General features: G+C 49.7%; 11 protein-coding genes and 1 pseudogene. 4 read left to right on the top strand and 8 right to left on the bottom strand.

Going from position 1 to position 12,417, the window contains the following annotated elements:
- A pseudogene (locus SJI19_RS23835) lies at nucleotides 1-244 on the top strand (glutaredoxin, GrxB family); the annotation flags it as partial.
- Nucleotides 245-314: 70 nt separating this feature from the next.
- Here SJI19_RS23835 and SJI19_RS23830 read toward each other — a convergent pair.
- On the bottom strand, nucleotides 315-1,253 hold the full coding sequence (locus SJI19_RS23830; protein WP_323480733.1) for an alpha/beta hydrolase: 939 nt from the start codon (nucleotides 1,251-1,253) through the stop codon (nucleotides 315-317).
- Between the two features lie 109 nt (nucleotides 1,254-1,362).
- Complete coding sequence (locus SJI19_RS23825; RefSeq protein ID WP_323480732.1) at nucleotides 1,363-2,733, bottom strand: MFS transporter; 1,371 nt, start codon at nucleotides 2,731-2,733, stop codon at nucleotides 1,363-1,365.
- 102 nt (nucleotides 2,734-2,835) lie between these two features.
- On the opposite strand from SJI19_RS23825, the gene SJI19_RS23820 reads away from it, so the two are divergent.
- Nucleotides 2,836-3,741 carry a LysR family transcriptional regulator gene (locus SJI19_RS23820; protein ID WP_323480731.1) on the top strand — a complete coding sequence of 302 codons (906 nt, stop codon included), beginning with the start codon at nucleotides 2,836-2,838 and terminating at the stop codon, nucleotides 3,739-3,741.
- 120 nt (nucleotides 3,742-3,861) lie between these two features.
- On the opposite strand, the gene SJI19_RS23815 is transcribed toward SJI19_RS23820, so the two are convergent.
- The 6 genes from SJI19_RS23815 to SJI19_RS23790 all read right to left on the bottom strand — a co-directional run bounded on the left by SJI19_RS23815 (nucleotide 3,862) and on the right by SJI19_RS23790 (nucleotide 11,041).
- Nucleotides 3,862-4,464: a LutC/YkgG family protein gene (locus SJI19_RS23815; protein WP_323480730.1), complete on the bottom strand. Its 603-nt coding sequence runs from the start codon at nucleotides 4,462-4,464 to the stop codon at nucleotides 3,862-3,864.
- Nucleotides 4,461-5,894 (bottom strand): lactate utilization protein B, encoded by a 1,434-nt coding sequence (locus tag SJI19_RS23810; protein WP_323480729.1) that lies wholly within the window; start codon nucleotides 5,892-5,894, stop codon nucleotides 4,461-4,463. Before SJI19_RS23810 ends, SJI19_RS23815 begins: the two co-directional genes overlap by 4 nt.
- Nucleotides 5,895-5,912: 18 nt before the next feature.
- Entirely contained in the window at nucleotides 5,913-6,656 is a 744-nt protein-coding gene (locus tag SJI19_RS23805) for a (Fe-S)-binding protein (RefSeq protein WP_323480728.1), read from the bottom strand.
- 102 nt (nucleotides 6,657-6,758) lie between these two features.
- On the bottom strand, nucleotides 6,759-8,201 hold the full coding sequence (gene aldA / locus SJI19_RS23800) for an aldehyde dehydrogenase (protein ID WP_323480727.1): 1,443 nt from the start codon (nucleotides 8,199-8,201) through the stop codon (nucleotides 6,759-6,761).
- Between the two features lie 773 nt (nucleotides 8,202-8,974).
- Nucleotides 8,975-9,985: a type I glyceraldehyde-3-phosphate dehydrogenase gene (gene gap / locus SJI19_RS23795; RefSeq protein ID WP_323480726.1), complete on the bottom strand. Its 1,011-nt coding sequence runs from the start codon at nucleotides 9,983-9,985 to the stop codon at nucleotides 8,975-8,977.
- 78 nt (nucleotides 9,986-10,063) lie between these two features.
- Nucleotides 10,064-11,041 (bottom strand): GlxA family transcriptional regulator, encoded by a 978-nt coding sequence (locus tag SJI19_RS23790; RefSeq protein WP_323480725.1) that lies wholly within the window; start codon nucleotides 11,039-11,041, stop codon nucleotides 10,064-10,066.
- A 208-nt stretch (nucleotides 11,042-11,249) separates the two neighbouring features.
- On the opposite strand from SJI19_RS23790, the gene SJI19_RS23785 reads away from it, so the two are divergent.
- Together SJI19_RS23785 and SJI19_RS23780 are read left to right on the top strand one after the other, a co-directional pair.
- The gene (locus tag SJI19_RS23785; protein WP_323480724.1) at nucleotides 11,250-11,855 is read left to right on the top strand and encodes a transglycosylase SLT domain-containing protein; all 606 of its coding nucleotides are present in this window, start codon (nucleotides 11,250-11,252) and stop codon (nucleotides 11,853-11,855) included.
- Nucleotides 11,856-11,983: 128 nt separating this feature from the next.
- On the top strand, nucleotides 11,984-12,313 hold the full coding sequence (locus SJI19_RS23780; RefSeq protein WP_323480723.1) for a cupin domain-containing protein: 330 nt from the start codon (nucleotides 11,984-11,986) through the stop codon (nucleotides 12,311-12,313).
- Nucleotides 12,314-12,417: the final 104 nt, after the last annotated feature.

The raw sequence follows: 12,417 nt of genomic DNA, 5'->3' as shown, positions 1-12,417 counted from the left end.
CTTGATGGCAAGCACACCTAAATTGCTGGAAGTGATTAATACCAGGCTGATTGAGCTGGATGCATTACTGGCTAAAAGTGACGTTCAGGAAGGCCAATGGTCTATGACTGATATCAGACTCTATCCTGTACTTCGTTCACTCTCTATCGCGAAAGGCGTAGTTTGGCCGGCTGGAGTCGGTACCTGGCGCAAGAAGATGACTAAAGATTGTGACGTTGCTCTGGAAGATGACGTCGCTTTCTAAAAAATAATTTCTACTGAGTCTATAGGTGTATTGCGTAATGTGATTAATCGCAATACACCTTTTTTATGAATTAATCTTTATTCCAGACCCAACGTAAAGACTCTGGGAATATTTCTCCTCCATGCATCAATGTATGACCTCCAACGCCAAACTCGAAACGGAAATCATAATCACGGTATTCTAACGCCGCGGCCATATTGCGATTAGCGAGGCGAATATCACCAAAGATGCCATTGATGTCTTTCTCGCCTGTTTGCAGAAATACGCGAATGTTTTTCTTGTTGGTTTTACGGATCATGTGCGGGTAATTATGTCCGCCGCGAATATCCATAAAACTACCACAGTGACTGATCACCGCACCGAAAAATTCAGGGCGCATCCAGGCGAGGTTGAAGGCACAGATGCCGCCAGAGCTGATACCAGCAGTCGCACGTTGTGACGGGTCTGACGTAATACTGTACTGTTTTTCTATAATTGGCAGCAGTTCCTCAATCAGGTAACGAGGATAGTCGTCATTGATCACATCATATTCGATACTCCTGTTATCGTTGCCACCCAGAATAGGGATACCTGGCCCCTTATCACCGGGTTGTACAAACAGGGCAATAGTGGCAGGAATATGCCCTTTATGGATCATGTTATCCAATGCAACATTGGCTTGCATCTCAGGACCAAGATAGAAACCACCATCCTGAAATATGATAAGATTAGCGGGTTCTTCGTGAGAATATTGGGCTGGGACATAAAGCCAGTAATCACGGCCGACGCCAGGATAAACCTTTTCACTAATGTGGTGATATCTGGTCAAAGACCCTTCGGGCACATTTTCTTGTTTAAGTGATTCTGCACCTAATTTATATGGCTCGTTGCCACTCAACGCCACGCGATATGCCTCCCGGTCTTTTTCCGGAATGGTTGGCGGGGAAACAAAATCGGGAATGACTGAACTGGTTATCCCACTTGGAACATAGAACGTATCTTCTTTAATAGATGGTTTTTTATCGGTCATTTATATGTCTCCTTAGTGATGCGGAAAAATAGCATTAAAATCAGGTGGTGTAATACATTAGGACTTTGTTAGTTTAAAAACTTGCCTCATCGTATTAATCTCTGTCTGATCAAGCCTTAGCTGGCAAGTTTTCACCACGTAGAACCAGGATATTCACTACAATGCACAGTAATAAACAAAACACAGATGTCCACATGCCATGAGCCATGCCTGATGAAAACGAGGAAAGGCCGCTATGGGCAATCATTGCGCCGAAAAGTGCGACACCAATAACGCCACCCAGTTGCCTTGCCGAAGCCATAAGACCGGATGCCATGCCTGCATCATGTTGCGAAATGGATGACAGCATAGAGTTCGTGATGGAAGGTACCGACATCGCGCTACCAATACCAACCAACATCAGCGCGGCGTTAAGAAACCAGAGCGAGCTGTTCCCGGCTAACTGTGATAACAGAACAAAGCCAATAATTTGTATGCTGAAACCGGTAATAATAATCCGTATATCACTCACTTTTTTTGCAACACGTGACGAAACCATGGTTGAAATCGTCAGTACTGCTGTCAGTGGAATAAATGACAGACCCGTCGTTATAGCGTCGTAATGCAGGATGCTCTGGAAGTAAATACTGAGGTCAAAAACGGTTCCGTAAAACGTCAGGTTAATGACAGCCCCACATAGTGCTGTTGTAGCCAGTACTTTATTTTTAGCTAAACGCGCGGGCAACATTGGGTACCTGATACGTTTCTGGATTATGACAAAAACACCAAAAAAAATGACAGCAGTAAACATCATTCCTGTGGGCATACCTGTCCACCCCTGCGCACTCAACTCAGTCAGCCCGCACGTCATGGCAGCAATACAAAAGGCAATGCTAACCTGGCCGAATACATCGATATTTTTATCTACCCTGGCGGAAGGTGAGGCAAAGCGATGTATCAAAAAGATTGCGAGTAAGCCAAGAGGTACATTAATCAGGAAAACGCTTCGCCAGCCAAGGTATTGTATTAAAAAACCGCCCAGCACAGGCCCTGCCGCCAGCGCAATTCCTCCGCACGCGCCCCACAAAGCAACCGCCATTCGTCTCATCGCAGGATCGGTGAAAGACAACCTGATGAGTGTTAACGAAGTCGGAACCAGCAAGGCAGCACCGATCCCCTGTACGCTCCTCATCGCGATTAGCATCGGCATGCTGCTGGCCAGCCCACAGCCTATTGAGCCCAGCGTGAACAAAGCAAATCCCCAGGTAAAAACATGACGGGCACCAAACTTGTCGCCGAATGCACCACCGGTAATCAACAGTGCAGAAAAGACCAGGGCATAACTGTTAATCACCCACTGAAGACCTGTGAGGTCGATATTAAAGGCCTCTTTAAGAGAGCCCAGACCAACATTAACCACGCTGACGTCCAGCTGTACAACCAGAAAACCGAGACACGTTGCTAACTGAATTGCCTTTAATGAAGCGGGCATTTTAGACATGAGTGATACCTGAGTAAGAAGTTAATCCGGTCAGGATATCCGTTGCACTTCTATGTATAAATACTAAAATATGCCACCATTCCATGTAAAAATGCATACATTATGAATTGGGAAGACTTACGGGTTTTTCTTGCAATAGCCAGAGCGGGCACCCTGTCAGGGGCGGCACGGTTATTAAATATTGACCAGGCGACCGTGAGCCGTCGTTTAGCCACCCTTGAAGCGCAGCTCAACGTCCGGCTTATTGAAAGACTGCCGCGCGAGGCACGGTTAACAGCGATAGGTCAAAAGATCCTTCAGGCAGCCAGGGACGTTGAAAGCAGCACGTTTAAAATTGAGCGGATGTCGGTTATCTCCAGACGGGAGCGAACAAGGCTCACAATCTCCGCTCCGCCCGTACTCGCCAGACACTTTTTTGCACCTAATATGCTGGCATTAACTCAGCAATTGCCGAGGGTACAATTATCCATTCTTAGCGATGCACACTTTGTTTCATTATCACGACTCGAAGCTGACCTTGCAGTGAGGTTATCTCCGGGCGTAAAAGATTCGGATATCATCAAAAAAATTGGACGCATGGAGTTTGCTCTCTATGCGGGCAGGGAATATCGCCATATTGAAGAGCCTGATAAGTGGGGGTTTATAGCTTATCCCGAACGGCAAACTGATTTCGACCATAAGCGATGGCTTTACGAGACGGTTGGTAAAAGACACGTGGTTTGCGAAATGACGGATCTGAGTCACCAGTACGAAGCGGCTTGTTCCGGCGTGGGTGTCGCAGGTCTGCCATGTTTTATCGCAGATTGTGATGCCCGCTTAATCAAACTCGAAACGAGTCAACCTATGCTGAATCTGGGTATCTGGATAGCGAAACATCCCGATCGACGAAATGACGAACTGGTGGCCGAGGCTTCCAATATGATAACTAATTTACTCATTAATCATGGATTAAGCTCACCAACACATGTCCCCTCTACGTTACCCGGCAACCTGAAGCGTTGTAAGTGATTGCTCGCCTGAAAAACGGGAGTGACCATAGATTCCGTTTTCCAAGCAGACCCTAGCTGATCAATACGGATTTCCTCTGTCCTGGTAGCCAAGTGAAATAGCGGTGTAGGGTCTTGCTGGTCAAACAGCGGGTAGGCCAATAACCCGCAGGCTGCGCACCCCTTGGGCACCACGAATTAGCACTCCTTCTATATCGGCCGTAGCCGACGGCCCGGACATCAGTACCGAATAACGCGCGGTCAGAAATTCTGGGCGGCGGTAAGCCAGATGCAGATTAGGTAAAATATCCCGGATATTAAGCAGCACCACCAGATGCTGGGCAAGATACCCCAGCGTATTCACCCGGCATTCCTGCTCGCTTAGCCATATTGAACCGGTTTCCGCCACGCCGAAGCGCGCCTGCACGATACCTACCTCCACATCCTCCAGCGAGGCGGGTGAGGTATCCTTGGTTAGCGCCCGGTTGCCGATAATGCCGGCCACCGCCGAACAAAATACGCCACCTGCGGGGAATAGGCCGTGAATATAGTTACTGAGAGTCGTCTCGTCAGGGCGAGCGTCAAGAAAGGTGTTATCCCACACCCCACCCATAATGGACAGAGAAATGCCAAAAGCCTCCGGGGTGTCCTGGTAGTCTGCCGCAAAGGTGGGTAAATCCGGCAGCGCGCGTGGTGTCAGTTGATGCTGACTAACCTTATGCAGGATATCCTCGCGATCGCTCATCGTTTTTGCCTCTTATTCTTGGCGGACGTTTCCCCGGTGGTATCGCTGGCGGCTGCGCGGGCTTTCTGACGCGCCTCATACCAGCGGTGGAATGACTGGCGCGGTGAGTCCGGAATTTCCCGTGATTCGCCCCAGGCGTTTAACGGGTTATACAGCAAAATGCGCGGCAGCTTTGGTACCACTGCATTGGCGGTATCGACTACCGCGCGGTATAGAGTGGGATTGGCCAGGATCTTTCCGGCCGCCTTCATTGCACTTTTTTTAGCAAACGGCAACTCATTATTGCGCGCCACGATTTCACGCCACTTGAAGATCTGTTCATGGATATTAATCCGCACCGGACAAACGCTGGTACAACTGCCATTGAGCGTAGATGCAAACGGCAGGGTACTGTATTTTTTCAAATCCATGGTCGGGTTAATGATGGCGCCAATGGGACCGGAATATACGGCGCCATAGCTGATTCCGCCGCTGCGCCGGTAGACCGGGCACGTGTTCATGCAGGCGCTGCAACGGATGCATTTCAGTGAATACCAGAAATCCTCCATCCCCAGGCGTTCGCTGCGCCCATTATCCACCAAGATAAAATGCATCTGGCCACCCTGGCGCGGGGCGCGGAAATGGGAGGTATATTGCGTAATCGGAGAACCCAGGGCGCTGCGCGACAACAACCGGATAAATACCCCTAAATCCTCCATGCGTGGGATAATCTTCTCGATCCCGATAGATACCAGATGTAAGTCAGGCACATTGGCGCTTAAATCTGCATTGCCTTCATTGGTACACACAGTGACGGTGCCGGTTTGCGCCACGGCAAAGTTGCAACCGGTCATACCCGCTTCGGCCTGCAGGATAAGCGGCCGGGTTTTATCGCGCTGCTGCCCCGCCAAATAGTGCGGATCGGCATTATTAGGATCGGTGCCAAGGGTTTGCGCAAATACCCGCGCCACGTCGCTGGAGAGTTTATGCACCGCCGGTACCACAATATGACTGGGCATTTCATTGTCCAACTGTTGGATACGCTCGCCCAGATCGGTTTCGATTACCGCGATGCCGCGCGCTTCCAGGTAAGGGCGCATGTCACACTCCTCGGTGAGCATGGATTTACTTTTCACCAGGGTTTTTACCTGCCGGGTGCTGAGGATTTCATGGACCAGGCGGTTGTGGGCCTCTGCATCCTTTGCCCAATGCACCTGTACGCCATTGGCTTGGGCATTACGCTCGAACATGCGTAAATAATGGTCTAAATGGGTGAGGGTATGCTCTTTGATGTCTGAGGCCAGGGTGCGTAATTGCTGCCATTCAGGATGCGCCTTCATCTGCGCGTCGCGCGCCATGCGCAGGCTCCACAGTCGCTGATCGAGAAAGGTTTGGTGCTTTGGGCTGGCCAAGAACGTCCGCGAGCCTTTGACATGATCGATAGCTTTCATAACACTCCTTTCTTGTTTTCAGGCGGCGTCGCCATTAAGGATTTGCGCAATATGGATAAACTTCAACTGCATACCCATGCGCTGGGCACAGCCCTTCTGGTGCATCAGGCATGACATATCGGCCGAAACTATATACTCGGCACCGGCGGTCTGGTGGTCGTTAACTTTGTCATAGCCCATTTTGGCCGAGACCGGCGCCTCTGTGACGCTAAAGGTACCGCCAAAACCGCAGCATTCATCTGGCCGCTGCGGCTGAACAAATTCAATGCCTTTGACCTTGCCCAGTAAATCCATCGGTTTGGAAAATGGCGGTTCATTAAGTTCGGAAGTACTGGCATGGCGCAGATCGCGTAGGGCGGTGCAGCTATTATGCAGACCGACCTTATGAGGAAACTCAGCCCAGGGGAATGACTCGACGCATAGAATATCATGCAGGAATTCCACCAATTCGAAGGTACTGCGGCGAACATGCGCCACTTTCTCGGTTTGCTCAATGGCATCAAGATTGGCTCGCACATGATGAACGCAACTGCCCGACGGGGCCACGATATGATCATAGCGGCTGAAATTACGCACAAACAACGCCTCGGCGCCGGCGGCATCGTCCTTACAACCGCTATTGGACATCGGCTGACCGCAGCAGGTTTGCTGCGGCGGATAATCCACCTCGCAGCCGAGGCGTTCGAGCAGCTCCAAGGTAGCTATTCCCACCTGTGGAAAATAGGCATCGATAAAGCAGGGGACAAACAGGGCAACTTTCATCGGACCTCCACTGTCGGCGCGAACCCGGGGGGCGGCGCAATTGAATAACGGCGTGATATGAGCACGCCGTAGTGTTATCCCACTGGTTTTTTACAACATGACTTAAGCCTGATATTGCAGATAAACCACGTGTGTTTGCAGATACTCCTCCAGCCCGTGACGACCATCGGCTCCACCAATACCTGATTTTCGCCAGCCGGCGTGGAAACCCTGCATAGCCTCGAAATTCTCGCGGTTGATATAGGTCTCGCCGAATTTTAGGCGTTTAATGGCCGTCATTGCCGTGTTTAGATCGCGGGTGTAAATCGAGGAGGTCAGACCGAATTCACAGTCGTTGGCCATCTGCACTGCCTCGTCCAGGGTACAAAAGCTGGTGATCGGCAATACCGGCCCGAAAGTTTCCTCGTGCATAATGTCCATTTCCTGCTGGACATCGACCAGCAGGGTAGGCTGGAAAAAATAGCCTTTATTGCCGGCGCGATGGCCACCGGTGATAAGCCTGGCCCCTTGAGCCACGGCGTTATCGACTTTATCCTGTACGCTTTTAAGCGCGGCGGCATCGATAAGCGGGCCCATATCCAGCATTTTTTCCTGCGCTGGATCACCAAATTTAACCTGTTTAAATGCCTCAGTCATGCGGGCGATAAATTCTTCTTTTATGCCTTCCTGCACATATACGCGTTCAGCGCAGTTGCATACCTGGCCGGTATTGATAATACGCGAATCAAGAATGGCCTTCACCGCCAGATCCAGATCGGCATCGTCCATCACAATGGCCGGCGCCTTGCCGCCAAGCTCCAGCGATACCTTGGTGATGTTTTTTGCCGCTGCCGCCATTGTCTGCTCACCGGCGGCAACGCTGCCGGTCAGGCTAACCATCCCAACTTTGGCATTGGCTGCCAGCTCTTGACCGACCACTGAACCCCGGCCGGTAATAAGATTAAACACCCCTTTGGGCAGCCCCACCTCATGAACGATTTCGGCAAAGGCGATAGCATTGTTCGGCGTCAACTGGCTGGGTTTAATCACAATAGTATTGCCGGTAATCAGCGCCGGCGCTGCCTTGCGCGCTATAAGGAAAAAAGGGAAGTTCCAGGGCAGGATACCGGTAGTCACTCCGATGGCCTTTTTAAACACAAAGATATTTTCATTGCGCCGGTCACTTTGCACGATCTCCCCTTCGTAACGACGTGCCCATTCGGCCATATAATCCAAGTAATCTGCGGTAAACAGTACCTCGGTATTGGCCAGACCGTGGGTTTTTCCGCCTTCGGCAATGATAATATCGGTTAATTCCTGTTCGCGTGCACGGATACCGGCCGCAATTTTATGCAACCAAACGCCCCGTTCTTGTGCCGGCAAGTCTTCCCAGTTATTTTGCGCGCCTTCAGCTGCGTCGATGGCCGCGTGTACCTCGTCCACACCGGCGTCGGGCACCTGTGAAATGACTTCCTCAGTGGCTGGGTTCAACACATCAATCCATTTATTGCCGCTGAAGGTAATAAATTCACCATTGATATAAAGTTGTTGCTGTTTAATTGCCATTGCTGCAACTCCATTAAAAAATTGTAGGGTATTTGTTACGCATTCCATGAAATTTGTACTCTGGCCGAGGCAATAAAGCAATGCCCTGCGTCAGGTATTTCGGTAAAGGAATATTCCGGCGCGGCAAGGTAAGAACAATGGAATCAACGGCAATGGTGGCAAAGATAAATAAAAAAATATATTATAATACAGCCAGTTAAAATAAACTATGCTGTGATTTTTCCTTCCGAAGATAACAAAATGGTAGGCTGTATTTCACACAACTAATAAGTTTTACAGAATTTTGGCAAGTCCACCTTCATTCCGTTGCCAAGGGCAGGGTGTAGTTGGCAAGGAGACAAAGAACCTTGTGATGAATATCACAAAATGATAAGGCTATCTCCTGGATTAAATGTCATTAAAAACCCTGTTTCTGTTCACAGAAATAATATTTTGATGTACTAGGTACAATATTAAAGCGATGGCGGCAGTGTACCAATAGCATACTGGAAATTGTTGGTGCGTTGCAGAATAACGCCGATCACCAACGGGCTGATGACGCCGTCAGAATGCGCGAACCGATGTGATCCAGTACCTAGCCCAAGGTGAGCTAATAGAGGAAGGCGCTGGTTCGCAATGGCGGATGTATGTTTCCTGATAGCAATGAATGAATAAGTTTCATTAGTTACAACATACAATATAGTATTTTTTTAAAACATCATCACCTGCAAGCCATAAAAACACCGCCAAACGACGGTGTTTTCTTATAACGTCTGGTAGGAAAAGGCGGGGGTTTATAATCCGCGTTTTTCCATCAGGACTGCCAGATCAACCAAGCGGTTGGAAAATCCCCATTCGTTATCGTACCAGGCAAGAATCTTGACCAGTTTACCGCCGATCACCAGCGTGGAGAGGCCGTCGATAATGGACGAACGCGGATCACCGCGATAATCACTCGATACCAGAGGTTCATCGCTGTAGCCAAGAATACCTTTCAGAGGGCCGGATTCAGCCGCCTGACGGAAAGCTGTGTTGATTTGCTCGACCGTTGCTTCACGTTTCAAATTTACGGTCAGATCGACGATAGACACTACTGGAACCGGCACGCGCAGTGAGTAACCGGTCATGCGTCCGGCGAGTTCCGGGATGACTTTCCCGATGGCTTTCGCCGCGCCGCTGGAATACGGAACAATCGAAACCGCCGCAGCACGGGCACCGCGTAAATCCTTTTCCGGCTGATCGTGCAGTGCCTGACTGTTGGTGTAAGCGTGCGTCGTATTCATCAGGCCATATTCAATCCCGAAGGTTTGATGCAGAACCTGAGCTGCCGGAGCCAGACCATTGGTCGTACAACTACCGTTACTGACCACTTTATGTTTGGCTGGGTCGTACTGATCGTCATTCACGCCCAGTACGATGGTGATATCGTCATCTTTACCCGGTGCGGAAATAATGACGCGTTTCGCGCCGCCTTTGGTGATATGCACCTCAGCTTTGGCTTTATCGGTGAAGAAACCGGTGGCTTCGATCACGATATCAACGCCTGCGCTGCTCCAGGGGATCTCGGCCGGGTCTCTTTCAGAGAACACGCGGATAGCTTTGCCATCGACCCACAATTGGCCTTCGCCTGCTTCAACAGTGGCGTTTAGTGTGCCGGAAAGAGAATCATATTTAAGAAGATGGGCGAGGGTTTTGCTGTCGGTAAGATCATTGATCGCCACCACCTGAAAGTTGTCGCGACCGAGCGCGGCACGTAAGACATTTCGACCGATTCTGCCGAATCCATTAATACCAACGTTGACCATGATGCACTCCTTAATTAGCGGAACTGCATATAATGTAGGCTTAAGCTGATATGGCGTAAATGACAATAAAGAATCAATTTACGCCAACATGCGTGAGCAGAAACGTTCACGATATTCGGTGGGTGTCAGTTGCAAATTTCGCTCAAAAACGCGGCGAAGATTCAGGCCAGTGCCGAAGCCGGTCATGACCGCTATTTGTTCAACGCCCAGAGTCGTTTGTTCAAGCCGCTGTCTGGCGGCATTCAGACGGACTTCCTCGACATACTTCGCCGGCGTTATCCCGGTTTCACGAGTAAAGACGCGAGTGAAATTGCGCGGGCTCATCGCGACACGCTCAGCCAGTTTCTCTACTGAAAGATCTGTCGTGATATTCTCCGGTAGCCACCGTTGGAGGTCGCGAATCGGGCCTTCTGCGGCCTGATTCAACAGATAGCGGCTGAACTGCGCTTGACTGCCTGGCCTGCGCAGGAACATCACCAGGTCCTGAGCCACATCGCGTGCCAGATTGAAACCGTGGTCGTCCTCAACCAGTGCTAGGGTGAGATCAAAGCCTGAACTGACGCCGCCGGAGGTCCAGACCGTGTCGTCCTGAATGTAAATCGGACCGCGTTCAACAATCACGTCAGGGAATCTAGATTGCAGGGTATCAAGCAAACGCCAGTGCGTGGTGGCGTGACGTCCATCAAGCAGACCGCTTTCAGCCAGCAACATCGCGCCACTGCAAATGGAAACGACACGTCCGGCATGAGACGCCGCCTGTTTCATCCACTGGACAACGTCTGAGCCTTCTTTTTCTGTCAGACCTTTACCGGTGATAAGAATGGTATCTCGTGACACTTCCGGGTCCAGATCGCACAATCGGTGGTCAGCCAGCAAGTTCAGGCCGGAAACACCATGAACCACATGGTGCTGTTGCGTCGTGGCCACCGTTACCTGATAAGCTGGCGTTGTGGCATTTTTAGACATCAGGCGATTTGCCTGCATCAGGATATCGGCGATACCGGTTGCTTCGAACAACATGCCACCGTCTGGGACAATAATCAGAAATGTATGCATGGCATTAAAAATACTTTATATACAAAATAAGTCAAGTCACAGTATGTGGAATGAAAGAAAGAGCAGGGCAAGTCCATCGTAAAGTACTGAGCTTTCGCACGTTAAGTCGACTCCGGACTGCCCAAAATGCCAATTAATACATGACCATCAGTGACGATAACGGTATCTTGTCTTCGTCAATAATCCCGAATTTCAACTATGGTATTTCATGACTTCATTACTTAAAAACCCGTCTCGTTTATGCATGATTCTCATGCTGATGATTTTAGCCGGCTGCTCCAGCAAACCGCATTATAAAAAATATGATTCGCACGCCTTTGACCATGAAATCGAAGATGCCGCTGACAAATATAATGTCGACTGGAAACTGGTAAAAGCCATTATCCAAGTTGAGTCCAGCTACAATCCCCAAGCAGTAAGTCCTTCAAATGCTATTGGTTTGATGCAGCTGAAAGCCTCAACCAGCGGTTGTGATGCTTACCGTTACAAAGGTAAACGCGGCTGCCCGGACAACGATGATTTGTTCGACCCGGAAACCAATATTGATTTAGGCACGGCATATCTCAGCGCGTTGCAACATCAGCAACTAAACTGGATCAACGATCCGGTCACGCGTCGTTATGCCACAGAAGTCGCATACGTCAATGGTGCCGGTGCATTGCTCAGAACATTTTCCAGCAATCGCCAAACAGCCATCAGCATGATCAACCAACTTTCGCCCGACGCGTTTCACTGGCACGTCCGCCAGTATCATCCGGCGGCTCAGGCCCCGAGGTATATGGCGAAAGTCGAGAAGGTGTATGAGGGTTTGTAGCTTTTAACGTATCAGACCGGAGCCTTCGCTACGTAACTTCTGCAGCATAATGATACTGCTGATATTTCAGAATTCACGTAGCGCGATCAATGGAAAAAACGTTTTCTTGCAAAGAAAGGTGGTATCCGATGGTAAATAATATGTTCTCTGATTTTCCAGATGGGGCAGTCAGCAGAGAAGCTGAGACCTTTGAAGCATTGCTAACTCAGCCAGGTGTGCGTATCGAGAGAATTATTTCGACCGGGCAATCGAGCACGCCAGATTTCTGGTACTGCCAGCCGCAAAACGAGTGGGTGATGGTGATACAAGGTTCTGCAGCTTTGCGACTGGAAAATGAAGCAGGAGAACGTGTGTTGAAAGCCGGTGACTTTGTGAATATTCCTGCGTTTTGCAAACACCGGGTTGAATGGACAGATACTACAGAAAAAACGATCTGGCTGGCGGTGCATTATGGGTGAAGAAAATACTGATGAGGCAGGGAAGATTGATTAATGGCGTCGGGGATGGTTGGTGCATTAACAGTATTCTTATTTAACATAATATACATTATGCGCACCAAAGT

This window comes from Acerihabitans sp. TG2 (assembly GCF_035013185.1).
Classification (GTDB): domain Bacteria; phylum Pseudomonadota; class Gammaproteobacteria; order Enterobacterales; family Enterobacteriaceae; genus Acerihabitans.
The sequence above is the reverse complement of the archived record's forward strand: the minus strand, read 5'-3'. Positions and strand labels throughout refer to the sequence as shown.

Bases quoted from the DNA above. Each gene is read 5' to 3' on its own strand.
- aldA (WP_323480727.1), bottom strand. From the start codon at position 8,201: ATGGCAATTAAACAGCAACAACTTTATATCAATGGTGAATTTATTACC.
- SJI19_RS23785 (WP_323480724.1), top strand. From the start codon at position 11,250: ATGACTTCATTACTTAAAAACCCGTCTCGTTTATGCATGATTCTCATG.
- SJI19_RS23830 (WP_323480733.1), bottom strand. From the start codon at position 1,253: ATGACCGATAAAAAACCATCTATTAAAGAAGATACGTTCTATGTTCCA.
- SJI19_RS23810 (WP_323480729.1), bottom strand. From the start codon at position 5,894: ATGAAAGCTATCGATCATGTCAAAGGCTCGCGGACGTTCTTGGCCAGC.
- SJI19_RS23815 (WP_323480730.1), bottom strand. From the start codon at position 4,464: ATGAGCGATCGCGAGGATATCCTGCATAAGGTTAGTCAGCATCAACTG.
- SJI19_RS23805 (WP_323480728.1), bottom strand. From the start codon at position 6,656: ATGAAAGTTGCCCTGTTTGTCCCCTGCTTTATCGATGCCTATTTTCCA.
- SJI19_RS23825 (WP_323480732.1), bottom strand. From the start codon at position 2,733: ATGTCTAAAATGCCCGCTTCATTAAAGGCAATTCAGTTAGCAACGTGT.
- gap (WP_323480726.1), bottom strand. From the start codon at position 9,985: ATGGTCAACGTTGGTATTAATGGATTCGGCAGAATCGGTCGAAATGTC.
- SJI19_RS23790 (WP_323480725.1), bottom strand. From the start codon at position 11,041: ATGCATACATTTCTGATTATTGTCCCAGACGGTGGCATGTTGTTCGAA.
- SJI19_RS23820 (WP_323480731.1), top strand. From the start codon at position 2,836: ATGAATTGGGAAGACTTACGGGTTTTTCTTGCAATAGCCAGAGCGGGC.
- SJI19_RS23780 (WP_323480723.1), top strand. From the start codon at position 11,984: ATGGTAAATAATATGTTCTCTGATTTTCCAGATGGGGCAGTCAGCAGA.